At 62.0% G+C, this 18,076-nt stretch carries 14 protein-coding genes; 1 reads left to right on the plus strand and 13 read right to left on the minus strand.

Translation table 11 applies throughout. From position 1 onward, the window contains the following. Positions 1-73: 73 nt before the first annotated feature. The 12 genes from miaB to mutS form a co-directional block, all read right to left on the minus strand. On the minus strand, positions 74-1,423 hold the full coding sequence (gene miaB / locus QM780_RS15550; RefSeq protein WP_415072063.1) for a tRNA (N6-isopentenyl adenosine(37)-C2)-methylthiotransferase MiaB: 1,350 nt from the start codon (positions 1,421-1,423) through the stop codon (positions 74-76). 72 nt (positions 1,424-1,495) lie between these two features. Further along, complete coding sequence (locus tag QM780_RS15555; RefSeq protein WP_415071348.1) at positions 1,496-2,389, minus strand: lysophospholipid acyltransferase family protein; 894 nt, start codon at positions 2,387-2,389, stop codon at positions 1,496-1,498. Between the two features lie 8 nt (positions 2,390-2,397). Next, on the minus strand, positions 2,398-2,853 hold the full coding sequence (locus QM780_RS15560) for a Fur family transcriptional regulator (protein ID WP_415071349.1): 456 nt from the start codon (positions 2,851-2,853) through the stop codon (positions 2,398-2,400). A gap of 89 nt (positions 2,854-2,942) precedes the next feature. Beyond that, on the minus strand, positions 2,943-3,446 hold the full coding sequence (rimI, locus tag QM780_RS15565; protein ID WP_415071350.1) for a ribosomal protein S18-alanine N-acetyltransferase: 504 nt from the start codon (positions 3,444-3,446) through the stop codon (positions 2,943-2,945). Continuing rightward, positions 3,443-4,141 carry a tRNA (adenosine(37)-N6)-threonylcarbamoyltransferase complex dimerization subunit type 1 TsaB gene (gene tsaB, locus QM780_RS15570; RefSeq protein ID WP_415071351.1) on the minus strand — a complete coding sequence of 233 codons (699 nt, stop codon included), beginning with the start codon at positions 4,139-4,141 and terminating at the stop codon, positions 3,443-3,445. Before tsaB ends, rimI begins: the two co-directional genes overlap by 4 nt. Before the next feature lie 14 nt (positions 4,142-4,155). Beyond that, a complete protein-coding gene (locus tag QM780_RS15575) occupies positions 4,156-4,746 on the minus strand; it encodes a malonic semialdehyde reductase (RefSeq protein WP_415071352.1) in 591 nt (196 codons plus the stop codon). Between the two features lie 76 nt (positions 4,747-4,822). Further along, positions 4,823-5,377: a NifU family protein gene (locus tag QM780_RS15580; RefSeq protein ID WP_415071353.1), complete on the minus strand. Its 555-nt coding sequence runs from the start codon at positions 5,375-5,377 to the stop codon at positions 4,823-4,825. A 122-nt stretch (positions 5,378-5,499) separates the two neighbouring features. Continuing rightward, positions 5,500-6,000: a universal stress protein gene (locus QM780_RS15585; protein ID WP_415071354.1), complete on the minus strand. Its 501-nt coding sequence runs from the start codon at positions 5,998-6,000 to the stop codon at positions 5,500-5,502. A gap of 88 nt (positions 6,001-6,088) precedes the next feature. After that, positions 6,089-7,126 (minus strand): tryptophan--tRNA ligase, encoded by a 1,038-nt coding sequence (gene trpS / locus QM780_RS15590; RefSeq protein ID WP_415071355.1) that lies wholly within the window; start codon positions 7,124-7,126, stop codon positions 6,089-6,091. An 80-nt stretch (positions 7,127-7,206) separates the two neighbouring features. After that, complete coding sequence (murJ, locus tag QM780_RS15595; RefSeq protein WP_415071356.1) at positions 7,207-8,775, minus strand: murein biosynthesis integral membrane protein MurJ; 1,569 nt, start codon at positions 8,773-8,775, stop codon at positions 7,207-7,209. 171 nt (positions 8,776-8,946) lie between these two features. Next, positions 8,947-11,745, minus strand: coding sequence for a [protein-PII] uridylyltransferase (locus QM780_RS15600; protein WP_415071357.1), 2,799 nt, complete (start codon positions 11,743-11,745; stop codon positions 8,947-8,949). Next, positions 11,742-14,576 (minus strand): DNA mismatch repair protein MutS, encoded by a 2,835-nt coding sequence (gene mutS, locus QM780_RS15605; RefSeq protein ID WP_415071358.1) that lies wholly within the window; start codon positions 14,574-14,576, stop codon positions 11,742-11,744. The genes QM780_RS15600 and mutS overlap by 4 nt, the downstream gene beginning before the upstream one ends. Positions 14,577-14,771: 195 nt before the next feature. On the opposite strand from mutS, the gene QM780_RS15610 reads away from it, so the two are divergent. Further along, entirely contained in the window at positions 14,772-17,045 is a 2,274-nt protein-coding gene (locus tag QM780_RS15610; RefSeq protein ID WP_415071359.1) for an NADP-dependent malic enzyme, read from the plus strand. A gap of 18 nt (positions 17,046-17,063) precedes the next feature. On the opposite strand, the gene QM780_RS15615 is transcribed toward QM780_RS15610, so the two are convergent. Next, complete coding sequence (locus QM780_RS15615) at positions 17,064-18,032, minus strand: GNAT family N-acetyltransferase (RefSeq protein WP_415071360.1); 969 nt, start codon at positions 18,030-18,032, stop codon at positions 17,064-17,066. Positions 18,033-18,076 lie beyond the last annotated feature (44 nt).

Raw genomic sequence — 18,076 nt, forward strand, 5'->3', positions numbered from 1 at the left:
ACGTTAGCATGCGTCATAACAGTTCGGCATAGGCTGGTGTGGTTAACGCACAACAAGCCCCATTATAGGCCGATTATGCTGCCGCGATGACACCCGACAGGCTGACGCGGCGGGTTTCCGTCACCGCCACATTTGCCGTCCGACCGACGAGGTCGCCTTCAGCCGCTGCGTGAACGAGCTGTAGATAGGGTGTGCGGCCGACAAATTCACCCGGCTGGCGGCCGCGGCGCTCGAACAGCACCGGCACGACGCCTCCCAGGCTCCTGGCGTTGAAATCGGTCTGTTGCTCTTCCAGAACGGCTTGGAGACGCTGCAGGCGCTCGGATTTGACGTCTTCGGGCACTTGGGCGTCTAGCGTGGCGGCGGGCGTTCCCGGCCGGGGGCTGTACTTGAAAGAGAAGGCCTGAGCAAAACCGACGGCGCGGATGAGCGAGAGGGTATCCTCGGCGTCGGCATCCGTTTCGCCTGGAAAGCCGACAATGAAGTCACTTGAAAGCGCGATATCGGGTCGGGCCGAGCGGATGCGCGCGATGAGGTCGATATATTCCGACGCGTTATGCTTGCGGTTCATGGCGGCGAGCATGCGGTCTGAACCCGACTGCACCGGCAGATGCAGGAACGGCATCAGTTGCGGGATGTCGGCGTGGGCGGCAATCAGATCATCGTCCATGTCGCGCGGGTGGCTCGTCGTGTAGCGGATGCGTTCGACGCCATCGATGTCGGCCAGTCTGCGGATCAATTCAGCAAGGCCAATCGAGCGGCCGGCTGGGCCTTCGCCGTGATAGGCGTTGACGTTCTGGCCGAGAAGAACGAGTTCCTTGGCCCCGGCGGCGACAAGCTCGCGTGCTTCTGTCTCGATCTTCGCCAGCGAGCGGGAGAACTCGGCGCCGCGCGTATAAGGCACGACACAAAACGTGCAGAACTTATCGCAGCCTTCCTGCACGGTGAGAAAGGCCGACGGCGACGAGACGCGGCGCGGCGCTTTCAGCGATGAGAATTTTTCATCACCCGGAAATTCCGTTTCGACGATGCGCTCGCGCGTGTTTTCCGTACGGGCGATGAGTTCGGGCAGGCGATGGTAGCTCTGCGGGCCGATGACGAGATCGACCGCGGGTTGGCGCGTGGTGATCTCGCGGCCTTCCGCTTGCGCGACACAACCCGCGACCGCGATCACCGTTTCCTTGCCGTTGCGTCTGCGGGCGTCCTTCATGTCTCGCAGACGTCCGAGATCGGAATAGACTTTTTCGGCGGCCTTCTCGCGGATGTGGCAGGTGTTGAGGATCACGAGATCGGCGTGGGCGACGTCGTCGGTTTCGCTGTAGCCGTCGCGCGCAAGAGCCTCCGTCATGCGCTCGCTGTCGTAGACGTTCATCTGACAGCCAAACGTCTTCAGGAAATAGCTTTTGGTCTTGGAGCGCTGCACGTCGGTCGGCCGGTTAAGGGTGGACTTTTCGAAGGGGTTCGGAGGCCAAGCGCATAGCACAGAAAGCGGCAATCATGTCCACTTCTCGCTGCGGACCTGGGGCGAGACGAGCTTGTGGCGGCGGATTTCGTGGCTCGGTTCCACCGGCACGATCGCCGGATCGTCGGGGCGTCCGCGGAGAACGCCGAGGACCGCGGCACGGACGGTGCGTTCGGTCTTGAGAGCCAAGTCCTTGCGATCCTTGAAGGCCGAGAGCGGTACGGGCGGGCTGATTTTGATCGTCGCCGTGATCGGACCGAGTTTCAGGACGCCCCAGGCATGCGACGTCAATTCCATGTCGCCGTACCAGCCGATGCGCGGACGATCGGCACGGGTCAGCGGAACGCCGCGAACGTGGGTGTAGACGATGGCTATGGTCTGCACGACGACATCGCCGTTGGAGCCGTTCTCGGGCGGGCTGCCGTTGGCTGTGACGGCGCCGAACAGCGAGGTCTTGAATGGCAGCACGCGGTTGCCGTCGCTCGACGTTCCTTCGGCGAAAAGAACGATGGCGTCGCCCTGTTTCAATCGGGCAGCGATTTCGCCGGCGGCTTCGCCTGTTGCCTGACGGCGCGTGCGGTCGACGAAGACGGAGCGCTGCAGTCGCGCCAGTGCCGATACGAAGGGCCAGCTGCCGACTTCGAGTTTGGCGACGAACGAAACTGGCGCGACGGCGGACAGCACGGGAATGTCCAGCCAGGATGTGTGATTGCAGACGAGAAGTACGGGTTTGTCGCTGACGACGGCGCCGTCGACGTTCAATGTGATGCCGAGAATGCGGCAAACGTTCTTATGATACCAATTCGGAAAGCGACGCGCGGCCGAAGGCGAGACCTTGAGCAGAAGCGCCTGCACCGGCATCAGCGGCAGCGTGAAGCCGAAGAAGCCAGCCAGGACGGACGAAGCGCGGAGCGATCCCTGAGCCATCGCGTTGGTCAGCCTCTGCGGCCGGTCGATTTCTTCTTTGCGATCGGCACGCCGTAAAGTTCGAGGCGGTGGCCGACAAGCTCGAAGCCCAATTCGCGGGCAACACGTTCCTGCAGGGCTTCGATGGCGGAGTTGGAAAATTCGATCACGCGGCCGCTTTCGATATCGACCAGATGATCATGGTGTTCTCTCGGCGCAGGCTCGTAGCGGCCGCGGCCGTGTCCGAAGTCGTGTCGTTCGAGAATGCCCTTCTCGGAAAAGAGCCTGAGCGTGCGATAGACGGTCGACAGCGAAATGCGCGCATCGATCGTGTGGGCGCGGCGGTGGACTTCTTCGACGTCGGGATGGTCGGTCGCCGACGACAACACCTGCGCGATGACGCGGCGCTGGCCGGTCATCCGCAAACCGCACTCGGCGCATCGCAGTTCGATCGTTGTTTCAGGCTTGGCCGAAGGTGCGGTCATGACGATCAAGCTTTGGCTGAAGGCGATTCCTCGCCGCACGAATATGGCGGCGTTATAGGCAGTCACAAGCCGCCGCGTCTATATCGGGACTAAGCTTCGGCGGAATCGAAGTTCAGAACGAGCGTCAACGCGTCGGCGCGCGCGCCGCCGGGGCGTTCATAGTAGCGCTTCCGGCGGCCTGCTTCGACAAATCCGAGTTTGCGGTAAAGCGCAATGCCGGCTGCATTGTCCTCTGCAACTTCGAGGAAGATGCGCTTGGCGCCACCGCGACGGGCGGCCCGGGTCAAACCTTCGAGCAAGCCCGTCGCCAGGCCGACACGCTGCCAATCCGGCGAGACGCCGATCGAAAGGATTTCGGCTTCATCGGCTGCCAGTTGGCCGAGCACGAAAGCGATCACCGATTTCTTCTGGCTACCGGCGACGGCAACCAACGAGGTGGCGGCAGGATGTTCGAGAAGGGTCTGGATCGCGGCGGTGTCCCATGCCGGATCGAAGAGCTTGGCGTGCAGAGCCGCGATTTCTTCCGCCCGGTCCGGCGACGCCCAGAGCATGCTTGCGTGCTTGACGTTTCGGAATGGCGTGACGTTCGTCATACGCCGGCTCCGAGATAAGGGCTCGGGGCGGGAGGCTTGGCATCGGGTGGCCTGAGGTACAGCGGCCGCAACATGTCGGTCACGGGCAGCTCGCATGCGGGAAACAGCACGTCGAGCGCATCAGGCAAAAGATCTGGCAAAATGGCGGTTGCTTCGATGCCGTTGCGATTGGCCTTCGCAGCAAGCCGTTCGGCGCCGGAGCCCGCGATCACGATAGGGCCTGGCCCCAGAACGCCGGCTGCGTCTTCGATCGCCAGGCATTGCGGGCCATTCACGCTTTGGAGCGAATGGCGGTCGAATACCTCGATATAAACTTCGTCGCGTCGGGCGTCGGTCGCTATGGCGATGTGCCGGGTGGGAGCAGCGGGGATCCGCGCGCTCATCGCCATCAGCTGCAGGCTCGAGAGCGCGACGAACTCGGCGCCGGTCGCGAGCGCCAGGGCACGCGCGGCTGAGACGCAAATACGCGTGCCGGTAAATGTACCGGGTCCAAAGGTTGCGGCGATGCGATCGAGGGATTTGAATTCGAGGCCTGCCTCGGCCATGACCATTTCGATCATGGGCATCAATCGCTCGGAATGGCCTTTCTGCATGCCTTCAAATGCGAAGGAAATGCCGGGAGTGAGCGAGCGCAGCCCCCGGCCCGCCGCGACGGAGCAGGCATCGAAACAGGTATCCAGCGAGAGAATATTCATTCCGAGCGGGTCTTTTATACGATTGTAGCCATTTCGTCGAAGCTAAATCGTGGCGAACGCGGGTAAATGCCCGCCGGGTCCCCATATCCCAAATTACATAGGAAATTCGATTTTATATCGGTTCCAGAGAAGAATTCGGCATCGACGGCAGCATTGTTAAATCCGGACATCGGGCCGCAATCCAATCCCAAAGCGCGCGCCGCGAGAATGAAATAACCACCTTGCAGGCTGCCATTTCGGAATGCCGTCGTATCCGCGTGGTCCTTTTTTCCGACGAACCAGCTCTTGGCATCGGCGGGAGGATAAAGCTTCGGCAGATATTCGTAGAACTTCAGGTCGTAGCCAATAATTGCCGTTGCCGGCGCGGCCATCGTCTTTTCGACATTGCCTGGGCTCAGATGCGGTTTCAGTCGCGCCTTTGCTTCCGGCGATTTGACGAAGACTAGTCGGGCCGGAGAACAGTTCACGCTGGTCGGGCCCCATTTCATATGCTCGACGATCTGCTTCAGAAGTTCGTCGGGGACTTCGCGAGGCAGCCATTTGTTATTTGTGCGCGCCTTGTCGAACAATTGATCGAGTGCTGCCTGATCGAGAGAAACGTTCATTAGAATTCCTGCCTTGCAACGGGGCCAAATACGAAGAACCCCGCCGGGGCGGGGTTCGAAGGAAGACATCTGAAGCTCAGGCCGCCTGGACCGACCGCACTTCCGGGCAGAAGTGCTTCAGAAGGTTTTCGATGCCATTCCGCAGCGTGGCCGTCGAACTCGGGCAGCCGGAGCAGGCGCCGCGCATGTGGAGATAAACGACGCCGTCGCGGAAGCCGGAGAACGTGATGTCGCCGCCGTCCTGTGCGACCGCCGGGCGAACGCGGGTTTCAAGCAGTTCCTTGATCGTCGCGACAACCGATTCATCTTCCGGATCGTAATTTTCGGCCGCGCCGTCGTTGGAATCTTCCTCGTCCGTCGCGGTCGCGCCGGACATGTAATGCTCCATGATGGCGCCGAGGATCATCGGTTTCAAATGCTGCCACTCGATGTCGCCCTTCGTCACGGAAATGAAGTCGGAGCCGAGGAACACGCCGTGGACGCCTTCAATGGCGAAAAGGCGTGTCGCGAGCGGGGAAGCCGCGGCCTCGCTTTTCGAGCGAAAATCGGCGGTGCCGTCCGAGAGGACGTCGCGGCCCGGGATGAACTTCAGCGTCGCCGGATTGGGCGTGGCTTCGGTCTGGATAAACATGCTGCCTCACTTCGTATTCGGCGTCCGTACTGGGCACGGTCCGAGGGCCACCAATTAGAGAAATTCTAATATAGGTATGCCCACCAACGGTGTCGAGTAATCGGCCGTAGAGCTACGCCAATTTAGGCCAATGCCTTAATCTCGGCGAGTGAAAGTTGCCCGGGCACGACCGTGACGGGCACCGGAAATCCGCCCGCCGCGCGGCCCGCCGCGAGAGACGCGACAAGCGGTCCCGGTCCCTTGGCGTCGATCGAAGCGCCAAGGACGAGAATGGCAATGTCTTCATCGTCGGCGATCAGCTTGTTGATCTCTTCGGCGGTCCGGCCTTCGCGGATGACGTCTTCAATTTCGACGGCTTCAAAACCGGCATGAGCGAGCTTGCGACGGAAGAGCCGGAACAAGGCCTTGGCTTTTGTCGATTCCTCTTCGATCTGCACCTGTCGGATGCCGGCCCAATTCTGAAGCTCGCTCGGCTCGATGACGTAGAGCATGACGATCAGACCTGACGAGCGCTGCACGCGGCTCGCGGCATAATAAAGCGCGCTCTCGACCTCCTGGCTCTCGTCAACGACGATCAGGAACTTGCGGCGATGGCCTTCTTCGAATGAGCGTCGAAGTTTCATAGCGGCGATGCTGCCATTCCGCGCGAGCCCCCGCAATGGTCTCGCGTCGGCATCCTATGCAACCTGGGAGCGGCCGGGCTACGGCTGCTCAGCTGCGGATGAAGCCGACGATGTCTTTCACCTTGTCCATGATCGGCGTCGCGATTTCGCGGGCTCGCGCCGAGCCGTCGCCGAGGATGCGGTCGATTTCGGCGGGATCGGAGGAGAGGCGCTCGATCTCGTTTGCGATCGGCTCGAGGCGGGCCACCAAAGCATCTGCCAAGAGCTTCTTGAAGGACGAGAACTGTTGACCACCGAATTCGGCCAGAACTGCATCGACCGGCTTGTCGACCAGCGTCGCGTAAATGCCGATCAGATTTTCGGCTTCGGGGCGGCCCGCGAAGCCTTTTTCGTCGCTCGGCAGCGGCTCAGGATCGGTTTTAGCCTTCTGCACCTTTTTCGCGATGGTGTCGGCGTCGTCCGTCATGTTGATGCGCGAAAGATCGGATGGGTCCGACTTCGACATTTTCTTGGTGCCGTCACGCAGGCTCATGACGCGTGTCGCCGAGCCGGTGATGACGGGCTCGGGTTGCGGGAAAAAGATGCCGTCGGCGAAGCCGTTGGCGATGATCGAGGATGCGAAGTCGTTGTTGAACTTCTGAGCGATGTCGCGGGCGAGTTCGAGGTGCTGCTTCTGGTCTTCGCCGACCGGAACATGGGTCGCGCGATAGGCGAGAATGTCGGCCGCCATCAGATTCGGATAGGCGTAAAGGCCGACGGAGGCCTGCTCGCGATCCTTGCCGGCTTTTTCCTTGAACTGCGTCATGCGGTTCAGCCAGCCGAGACGGGCGACGCAGTTGAAGACCCAGGCGAGCTCGGCGTGGGCCGAGACCTGCGACTGGTTGAAGAGGATGCTTTTCTTCGGATCGAGGCCGGCGGCAATATAGGCGGCCGTCACCTGGCGGATGGCGGTTCTCAATTCAGCCGGATCTTGCGCGACCGTGATGGCGTGGAGATCGACGACGCAGTAAATGCACTCGTGCGTCTCCTGCATTTTGATCCAGTTGACCATCGCGCCGAGATAGTTGCCGAGATGCAGGCTGCCAGTCGGCTGCATGCCGGAGAAGACGCGCGGCGTGATTTTCATGGGATCTGCTACCGTGTTGAAGGCGAATTGGGCGGCCTTATCGCGTGCGGGCGGCGTCGGCGCAAGTCCGAAGGTCGCAGCTAACGGCGGCCGCGGGTCAATCGGCCGAGCTGGCCGAAGGTCATGACGCCGCTCGCGAGCACGATCAGGGCATAGACGGCCAAGCCGACGGAAATTTCCGCCGCCAGGATCGATGCCTTCACGAAGAAACCGCTGCCGGGTGACAGAAAGTGGCTCGTTCCAAGGAGCGCGGCGACCATCAGCGCGCTCGCCAACAGGATTAACGGGATGTTGCGCTTGATGCGGCTGTCGGCGACGAAATCGCCGCGGCGGCTCAACGTGGCCCAAAGAAGATAGGCGTTAAGCCAGCCGCCGAGCGCTGTCGCGATGGCGATGCCGAGCTGAGGCATCATCCCCAAGTGACGGAAAACGAAGAACAGCGCGATCGAGCCAAGCGTATTGGCGGTCAGGCTGATGGTCGCGTATTTCATCGGCGTCTTGGTATCTTCGCGTGCGTAATAGGCGGGCGAGAACACCTTGATCATCACAAAGGCCGGAAGGCCCAACGCGAACATCGCCAATACGGAGGATGTAACGTGGGTGTCGTTCGGGCCGAAGGCTCCGCGTTCGAAAAGCACGCGAACGATATCGGTCGGGATGGCGACGAGCGCGAGCGCAGCCGGGACCGTCAGCAAAAGCGCGAATTCGAGCGAACGGTTCTGGCTGTCCATCACGGCGGTGGTATCGCCGGCGCGCAGCTGACGGGCGACGTCCGGCAACAGGACGATACCGACGGCGATGCCGACGATCGCGAGCGGAAGCTCATAGACGCGATCGGCGTAGTAGAGATGCGAAACAGCGCCCGGCTGCAATGATGCGATGATCGTTCCGATGGCAATGTTGAGTTGGGTGACGCCGCCCGAAATAACGCCCGGAATGCCGAGTTGAATGAGATGGCGGACGTCGCCGGTCATGCGTGGCCGGCGGATCCGAAGATGCATGCCGGCGCGACGCATGCCCCACATCAAAAGTGCAAGTTGCAGGAAGCCCGCTACGAAAACGCCCCACGCCTGGATGACGCCGGCCTCCGGTTCGGCTTTGTAGCCGATCCACATCGAGATCAGCGTGGCGATCATCATCACGCCGTTGAGCACGATCGAGACGGATGCGCTTTCGGCGAAGCGGCCGACGGAATTCAACGCGCCCGACATCAGCGCGACGATCGACATGCAGAGCAGGTAGGGCATTGTGATGCGCGTCAGCATCACGGAGAGGTCGAACTTCTGCGGCGTGGCGTCAAAGCCTGGAGCGAGCGCATACATCAGCACCGGCATGGCGATTTCAGAGACGACGGTGACGATCAGCAGGATGAACAGCAGGCCTGCCATGGCGTCTTCGGCGAAGCGGCGGGCTGCTTCCGGTCCGTCGCCTTCGAGCTTTTTTGCAAAGATCGGGACGAACGCCGAGTTGAAGGCCCCTTCGCCGAACAGCCGGCGGAAGAGATTGGGAAAGCGGAAGGCAACGACGAATGCGTCCGCGACCCAACCCGATCCGAGTGTGGCGGCGATCAGGATGTCGCGCATGAAGCCGAACACACGGCTCAGCAGCGTCAGGCCGCCGACGGTGGCAAAGGATTTATAGAGTTTCATTGCCTATACGGATGAATGATTTGCGGTTTCGACCCAAACAAAGACTGGCCCTCATAGACCGGGTTGAGGCGGCACACATCGGGCAATTTGATGGCTCGCGGGCCTCGCCTGTGGGCCGTGGCCGCGAAGTCACGGCCGGACCAGAAAAGTTTTGCTGTGACCTCGCAAGCCTTAGACGTGGGCGGCTTCCGATGCCGGTTTGGTGCGAGTGGGATCGAGAATCGATCTGAGGCGGGTGCGAAGGGCCGCCTGGCGGCTCTCGTTGATGATCTGCTTGCCGACGAGATCGGTCACGTAAAAGACGTCGACGGCCTTCTCGCCGAAGGTCGTCACGTGTGCCGATGAGATGTCGAGCGACAGATCCGATAGAGCCGACGTCAATTCGTAAAGCAGGCCCGGCCGGTCCCGGCCCGCTACTTCGAGCACCGTCAGGCGATCGGACAACGCGTTATTGATGACGATCTCAGGTTCGACTGTGAACGCGTCAAGACCGCGTGTTCCGATCCGCCGCTTTCTAATAAGTGCCGCAAGCTGCTCTTTGCCGTTCAGCAGCCGCTCGATGGTGTCGGTGATGCGTTTGGCGCGACGAAGCTCGTCTTCGTCTTCAACGAATTCCCGGTTCAACAGGAACGTATCGAGGGCGTAGCCGTCGCGCGTGGTCGTGATATGGGCGCCGGCGATGTTGGCACCTGCAGCAGCGCATGCGCCCGCGAATAGCGACAGAAGCCGGGCGTGGTTCGGTGCGAATACCGTCAGCTCGGTGATCGCCGTAAAGGCGTCGGTTTTGACGTTGGTCGCGAATTTGGTGCGCGACGTCATCGCGTCGCGGACGACGTTGGCATGCACGACCTGGGTCGCAAGATCGGTGCGCAGCCAGTAATTGGGATAATGCCGGTCGATGAAGTCATCGACGGCCTTCTCGGGCCAATCGGAAAGCATCTGACGCAGCGCCGCCTGCGCTTTGCCAATCCGTTCGTCGCGCGGGATTTGCGTGTGGCCACCTGCCACGAGCGGCTCGGTCTCGTGATAAAGCGTGCGCAGAAGCTGGCCCTTCCAGCCGTTCCATACTCCCGGCCCCACGGCGCGGATGTCAGCGCAGGTGAGCAGAAGAAGCAGCTTCAGGCGCTCCGGACTTTGCACGATGTCGGCGAAGGCGCGGATGGTGTCGGGATCGGAAATGTCGCGCGAGTGAGCGAAATTGCTCATCGTCAGGTGTTCCTGCAGCAGCCATGCGACGAGTTCGGTCTCGGCAGCCGTCAGGCCGAGTCGCGGACAAAGCTTGCGCGCGATGCGAGCGCCGACGAGCGAGTGGCTTTCCTTCCGGCCCTTGCCGATATCGTGGATGAAGGCTGCGACGAGCAGCGCGCGACGGTTCTGAATCGAGGAGAACACCGCCGTACAAAGGGGCAGCTCGGAGGCAAGCTCGCCGCGCTCGATCGCGACGATGTTGCCGAGCGTGCGGAGCAGATGTTCGTCGACCGTATAATGATGATACATGTTGAACTGCATCATCGCGACGATGCGTCCGAACTCGGGCAGGAAGCGGCCGAGCACGCCTGCGTCGTTCATATGCCTCAGGGAGGCTTCGGGATTTCCCTTGGCGGTGAGCAGCGAAAGAAAGATGGCGTTGGCTTCCGGATCATTGCGAAGCTTGTCGTCGATCAGGCGAAGCGAACCACGAAGCAGGCGGATGGCGTCGGGGTGAAGGTATGCGCCGGTGTTTGCGGCTTGAGCAAAGAATCGGATGAGGTTGACGGGATCGCGCGCGAAGACCTCGGGATCGGAGACGTTGAGGCGATCGTTATCGATGCGAAAATCGGTCTTTTCGCGCACTTCACGGCGGGTCTTCCAGCTTGCCGGGCTGGGAACGCTTTTATAGCCGGGCGACGTCTTCAGCTGCTGCATTTCGAGCGCGCCGCAGAGAATCGTCGTCAGGTCGCCGACGTCTTTGGCGATCAGGAAGTAGTGCTTCATGAAGCGTTCGACGGCGCGCAAGCCTTCCCGCGACGTGTAGCCGAGATTGTTCGCCATCTGAGGCTGGACTTCGAACGATAGAACCTCTTCGGCGCGTCCGGTCATGAAATGGAGGAAGCAGCGCACGCGCCAGAGGAAATCCTCGCAGCGGCGGAACGTCTGGACTTCCTCGGGTGTGAAAATGCCGGCTTCGACGGCGGCGGCGCCGACTTCCTGATTGAAGATGTATTTCGAAAGCCACTGCAGGGTGTGAAGGTCGCGCAAACCACCCTTGCCGTCCTTGATGTTGGGCTCGACCTTGTAGCGGCTTTCACCGGCGCGGCGCGTGCGCTCGTCGCGCTCGGCCATCTTGGCATCGATGAATTGGCGTGCGGTGCCGGCGACGACGTCGGCGCGGAAGCGATCCTCGAACTCGGCAAAGAGCTGGCCGTCGCCGAGGATCAAGCGCGAATCGAGGAGCGCGGTGCGGATGGTGATGTCGGCCTGGCTGAGCTTGACGCATTGCTCGACCGTGCGGGTGGCGTGGCCGACTTTGAAGCCCAAATCCCAGAGCATGTAGAGCATGTATTCGGCGACGCTCTCACCCCATGGCGTCTGCTTGTAGGGCAGCAGGAACAAGAGGTCGATGTCGGAGCCGGGCGCCAGAAGGCCGCGGCCATAGCCGCCGGTGGCGACGATCGCCATACGCTCGGCATCGGAAGGGTTGGTGGCACGATAAACATGGGTGACGGTGTAGTCGTAGATCAGACGGATAAGCTCGTCCTGAAACAGGCTCAGGCCCGCCGCGCAGCGGCGTCCGTTGCCGTCGGCGTCGAGTGCGATTCGGGCTGCTTCGCGTGCATCTTTCGAAAGTCTTTTCAGGGTTTCGAGCACGGCCGGACGGGCGTCGGCGGCAGAGGCGTTATTGTCGTTGAAATGCGCCGTCAGCTCGCGACGGGCCGCAAGCCGGTCGAAGTAAGGCGGAGGGATGAGCAGGTTCGCGGTATCGTCGGTCAAGGCTTCGTCTTCTTCAGGGTTTCGGCCAGAGCCTTGAGTTCATAGAGCTTCTCGAGCGCCGCTTTCGGCGTCAGATCGTCAGGATGCATGGCAAGCAGGAGCTTTTCAACGGCTGAGGGCGAATCGTCTGGTGCTGCGCCTCTCGGCCGCGCCGCCGAGAATAGGGGCAGATCGTCAATACTTTCGTCACCGACACGCGGGCGGCGATCGGCCTTTTCGAGCCGAGCCAGGACCTGACGGGCGCGGGACACGACGGTTTCCGGCAAGCCGGCGAGCTTGGCGACCTGGATGCCATAGGAGCGGTCGGCGGCGCCGGGTTTAACCTTATGCAGGAAAACAATGCTGTCCTGCCACTCGGCGACGTCCATCGTGACGTTGGCGATGCCGTCGAGGCGGCGCGCGAGCGCGGTCAGCTCGTGGTAATGGGTCGCGAACAGAGCGCGCGCCTTGGTGACGGCATGGAGGTATTCGACCGTCGCCCAGGCGATCGAGAGACCGTCGAAAGTCGCAGTTCCACGGCCGATTTCGTCGAGAATAACGAGCGAGCGCTCCGTTGCCTGGTTCAAGATCGCAGCCGTCTCGACCATTTCGACCATGAAAGTCGAACGGCCGCGCGCGAGGTCATCGGAGGCGCCGACGCGCGAGAACAGGCGATCGACGATGCCGATGCGTGCCGAGCGGGCGGGCACATAGGAGCCCATCTGGGCCATCACGGTGATGAGCGCGTTCTGGCGCAGGAAGGTCGATTTGCCCGCCATGTTCGGGCCGGTGACGAGCCAGATGCGGGCGTCGGGGAGGGCTGAGGCACCGTCGGTCTCTTTGGCAGCGGGGCCATTTCCCAAAATGCAATCGTTCTCGATGAAAGCGGCGGCGGCGTGCTTGGCGAGGGCTTGCTGGACCACGGGATGGCGGCCGCCACGGATGTCGAAGACCGTACTTTCGTCGATGATCGGCCGGACATATCCCTGTTCGAGGGCGAGCGAGGCTAACGCCGTATAGACGTCGAGTTCCGCCAAAGCCGCGGCGGCGGCAGAAAGGGCGTCGTTCGCGGCGGCGATGTCGCGCGTCAGGGACGTGAAAATCTCCTGCTCGAGATTGAGCGCGCGTTCGCTCGCGGAGGCGATCTGGCCTTCGGTTTCGAGAAGCTCGGCGGTGGCGAAACGGACGGCGTTGGCCATGGTCTGGCGATGGCGAAAGCGCTCGGCCAGCGGAGGCGACATCAGCGGCTTGGCGTTGAGCTGCGTGACTTCGATGTAAAACCCGAGAATGTTGTTGTGGCGGACGCGCAAGGTTTTGATGCCGGTTTCTTCGATGTAGCGCGCCTCGAGTTCCGCCATGACGCGGCGGCTGTCATTGCGCAGGGTGCGGGCGGCATCGAGGTCGGCGTTGAAGCCTTCGCGGATGAAGCCGCCGTCACGACGGAGCAGGGGCGGGTCATCGACAAGGGCGTTATCGAGCGCCTGCGAAAGGGATGCGGGGACGGCTTTCAGGCGCGTGCAAATCGACAAAAGCTCGGGCGGAAGCGGCAGGGCGCTCGCGTCATCATTCAACATGCCGACGATGCTGGATGCGGCTTCGAGGGCATCGCGAACGGCTGCGAGATCACGAGGGCCGCCGCGACCGAACGCCAAGCGTGGGAGTGCGCGCGCTAGGTCGGGCGTGCCGCGGAGTGCGAAGCGAATATCGTCAGTCAGGCTGCGATTATCGACAAGCGACGACACGGCATCGAGGCGTGCCTCGATCGTGGCGGCGGCGATGAGCGGGCTGGATATGCGAGCCTGAAGCTCGCGTGCGCCGGCGCCAGTGACGGTGCGATCCATCGCGGCAAGAAGCGTCGATGACTTGTCGGACGATGTTGTTTTTACGAGTTCGAGGCTGGCGCGGCTTGCAGCATCGATGAAGAGCGAGGCGTTCCCCGACCGGCGCGGGGCGCGGAGCAGCGGCTTCCGGCCCATTTGTGTCAGATCGATGTATTTGAGGATGGCGGCGATGGCCGCGAGTTCGGGGCGCGAAAACGAGCCGAAGCCCGCGAGATCGACAACGCCGAGGCAGCCTTTGAGGTCGCGCGATCCGGATGCGCTGTCAAAATAGGCGGAAGGGACAGGCGTGATCTTGCCGCCGGAATATTCGACCATGCGCGCGAGCGCCTCGTCTCCGATCAGCGTGTCGGGCGCGATTACTTCGCTGGAAGCCAGTCGGATCAATTCGCCGGAGAGGTCGATGCCCGAGACTTCCGAGACCTCGAATTCGCCGGTCGAGATATCGACGGACGCCAGGGCGATGCGCGCTTGAGGTGCGGCTAACCCATTCTCGGCCGGTGTCGCGAGGAAGATTGCGGTCAGGTAGTTGCGCGCCTTGGCATCAAGAAGCGCTTCCTCCGTCAGAGTTCCGGGTGTCACAAGTCGGACGACGTCGCGTTTTACGACAGCCTTGGCGCCCCGCTTTCGGGCCTCGGCCGGGTCTTCCATCTGCTCACAGACGGCAACGCGAAAACCTTGCCGGATCAGACGTTGTAAATATTCGTCGGCCCGATGCACGGGCACCCCGCACATCGGAATATCTTCGCCCCTGTGCTTGCCGCGCTTGGTCAGGACGATCGAGAGCGCTTCAGATGCAGCCACGGCATCGTCGAAGAACAGCTCGTAAAAGTCACCCATGCGGTACCAGAGCAGGCTGCCGGGGTTTGCAGCCTTAATTTCAAGATATTGGGCCATCGAAGGCGTTGCCTCGGCGGCGGCGGTGGGGGCATCGTCATTGTGCGACACTTCGACAGGCGCAGCCGCCGTCGATTGGGCCTGCCTGTTCTTGCGCGGCTCAGCGGTTCTGGACATCAAGAGATTACGTTTCAATTTGCACTGTTCGGATTCACGGATCGCGCAATAAGGAACGCCCCACCGTCCCTGTCCCCGCGCCCGATATGCATAGGTTGCCGTTCCGGCCGCCGCAACCTATCGTGCCGGCCCTTATCCCCTGATGTGTGCCCCGGCTGCCCGCCCTGGCGCACGGAATCCTGAACGGTCAACACCATGCCTTCCCTTCACCGCGCGGCCCAAGTGACGGCCCAAGAAGCGCTCGCCTTTCACGCCAACGGCAAGCCCGGAAAACTCGAAATTACGCCGACCAAACCGCTGGCGACACAGCGCGATCTTTCGCTTGCCTATTCGCCGGGTGTGGCGATTCCGGTTCAGGCCATCGCGGAAAATCCGCGCGACGCTTACGCCTACACGAGCAAAGGCAATTTTGTTGCCGTGGTGTCGAACGGCACGGCGATTCTGGGGCTCGGCAATCTCGGCGCCCTGGCGGCAAAGCCCGTGATGGAAGGCAAGGCGGCCCTGTTCAAGCGATTTGCCGATATCGACTCCATCGATCTGCTCGTCGATACGCCGGATCCGGACGCATTCATCAATTCGGTGCGGTATCTCGGGCCTTCGTTCGGCGGGATCAATCTCGAAGATATCAAATCGCCGGACTGCTTCGTCATCGAAGAGACGCTCAAAGGCCTGCTCGACATTCCGGTTTTCCATGACGATCAGCATGGGACGGCGATCGTCGTGGCGGCGGGCGTGTTGAACGGACTGCGCGTCGTCGAAAAAGACATCGGCGATGTGAAGCTCGTGTGCTCGGGTGCGGGGGCGGCGGCGCTGGCATGCCTCAATCTGCTCGTGAAGATCGGAGTGAAGCGCGAGAATATCTCTGTGTGCGACATCAAAGGGCTCGTCTACGAGGGCCGCAAGGAATTGATGGATCCTTACAAGGCGCCTTTCGCACAGAAGACGAATGCGCGGACCTTGGCCGATGTCATCGGTGGCGCCGACATCTTCCTTGGGTTGTCCGCGGGCGGCGTGCTTTCTCAGGACATGGTCGCGCAGATGGGGCCGAAGCCGCTGATCTTCGCGATGGCGAACCCCGATCCCGAAATCACGCCCGAGGAAGTCAAGGCTGTCCGCTCAGACGCGGTGATGGCGACGGGGCGGTCGGACTATCCGAACCAGATCAACAATGTTCTGTGCTTTCCCTTCATCTTCCGCGGCGCGCTCGATGTGCATGCGACGACCATCAACGACGCGATGAAGATCGCGGCGGCGGAGGCGATCGCGGCGCTGGCGCGGGCGGAGGTTCCCGATCAGGTCGCGGCGGCATTTCTTGGCGAGCGGCCGACGTTCGGGCCGGGCTACATCATTCCGGCACCGTTCGATCCGCGCCTGTTGCCGCATGTCTCGGCGGCGGTGGCGAAGGCGGCGATGGATTCGGGCGTCGCGCGCAATCCGATCGTCGATATGGACGGCTACGTCGCCCGGCTCAACGCGCGGCTCGATCCAGTGCAAGGATGGTTGCAATCGACGTTCGATGCGGTTCGCAACGATCCAAAACGAGTGGTTTTCGCCGAGGGCGAGGAACCTGCCGTCATCCGTGCCGCGCATACATTCTTTCAGCAAGGGTTCGGTCAACCGATCCTGGTCGGACGCAAGAAGGTCGTCGCGGACCGCTTTCGCGAACTCGGAATCCAGCTCAGGCCAGAGTATGAGCTGATCGATACCAGCGAATCACCGTTTATCGAGGAATTCACGGATTTCCTTTATTCGCGCCTGCAGCGGCGAGGATATCTCAAGCGCGATTGCGAGCGGCTCGTGACCAACGAGCGCAACGTGTTCGGGGCGCTGATGGTGGCGCACGGTCATGCCGATGCGATGGTTTCTGGTGTCACGCGCAACTGGACCAGCGTTTATGCGGACATCCATCGGGTGATGGACGAAAAACCGGGTCGGCTCGTCATCGGCGTGTCGCTGGTGTTGATCCGCGGCCGCGCCGTGCTCATTGCCGATACCAGCATCCACGATTTGCCGACCGGCGAGCAGCTTGCGAACATCGCAGTCGAAGCCGCACACGCGGCTCGGGCGTTCGGAATCGAGCCGCGGGTGGCGTTGCTCGCCTATTCGACCTTCGGGCAGCCGCGAAGCGAGCGCTCCGAGCAGGTGCGCCAGGCCGTGCGCCTTCTCGACGAGCGTCTTGTCGATTTCGAGTACGACGGCGACATGGCGGCCGACGTGGCGCTCAACAAGGCGCTGATGGAGCACTATCCGTTCTGCCGGCTGTCGGACACGGCCAATGTACTCGTGATGCCTGCGTTTCACGCGGCGTCGATCTCGACGAAGATGATCAAGGAACTCGCCGGGGCGACGCTCATCGGCCCGATCGTCGTGGGCTTGTCGCATCCCGTCCAGATCTGCACGTTCGGCGCGACGGACGCCGATATCGTCAACATGGCGGCATTGGCCGCTTACGGTGCGCGCCGGGAGTGATGCGGGGTTGCGTTCGGCCTAGGCGTCGACAGCGATCCGGCTCTTGGTTTCGTGCGGCGTGCCGTAGTGCTCGAAATAGCGTGGATCGATGTTGGCAACCGGCATGATGACGAGAACGTCCGTCGTGCCGAACTGCCTGTCGATCACCGCTCCGTCGCCGAAATAGGCGCCGAGCCGCAGATAGGCTTTGATCAGCGGCGGCATCGATTTCAGGGCCGATTTCGGATCGAGCTTCGATTCCGGAACGAGGTTCATCGCAACCGACAGCGGCGCACGGGCGGAACAGCGCCATTCCTCAGGCGCCAGTGCCTTATGGTAGAGATAGCTCAGCGCCATCTTGTGCTCTTCCAGATCGATGCCTTCGAAGCTGGCGCAGCCGATCATGACGTCGATGCGATTTTCGCGCACGTAGGTCCAAAGGCCGTGCCACAGCAGCTCGACCGAGCGCTTGCTGCGATAGGGCGCGAGGACGCAGGAGCGGCCGAGTTCCATAAACCGGTGTGTCGGCGATTTGCTTCTCAGGAGCGGGGCGATGTCGTATTCGCCGGCGGAATAAAATCCGGGGCCGCGCTCGGCAACTTCCTGGCGCAGGATGCGGTAGGTGCCGATAACTTTGGGACGCTCCGGGCGGCCATGGCGGCCTGGCGTCGTCTTGTCGAGATCGACGACGAGAAGATGATCACAGAGCGCATCGTAGGCATCTTCGTCGCGGCGGCGGAATTGCGCGAGGCGGGACGGGACCGCCGACATCTCCTCAAAGAACACCTGATAGCGCAGCCGCTGCGCGAGCTTGATTTCAGCCCAGGTGCGGGCGAGGCGCACTTCGAGGTTGCCGACGCGGCCATAGATCTTGGGTTCGATGTCGCGAGAAAATTTCTTGAAGGGGCGGGTCGAGGCGCTCAGGGCGCCGAGCGCGGCGAGGCTAGGCGGAAGTTTCGCGGCCCGGGCCGGGCTACGCTTGCTGCGGTCTGCGATTGCCTGCCACATCGAACGCCAATCCTTAGAATGCACCGGGAACGCGGCTAGCACGA

It is taken from the genome of Hyphomicrobium sp., assembly GCF_047600905.1.
Taxonomy (GTDB): Bacteria; Pseudomonadota; Alphaproteobacteria; order Rhizobiales; family Hyphomicrobiaceae; genus Hyphomicrobium_B.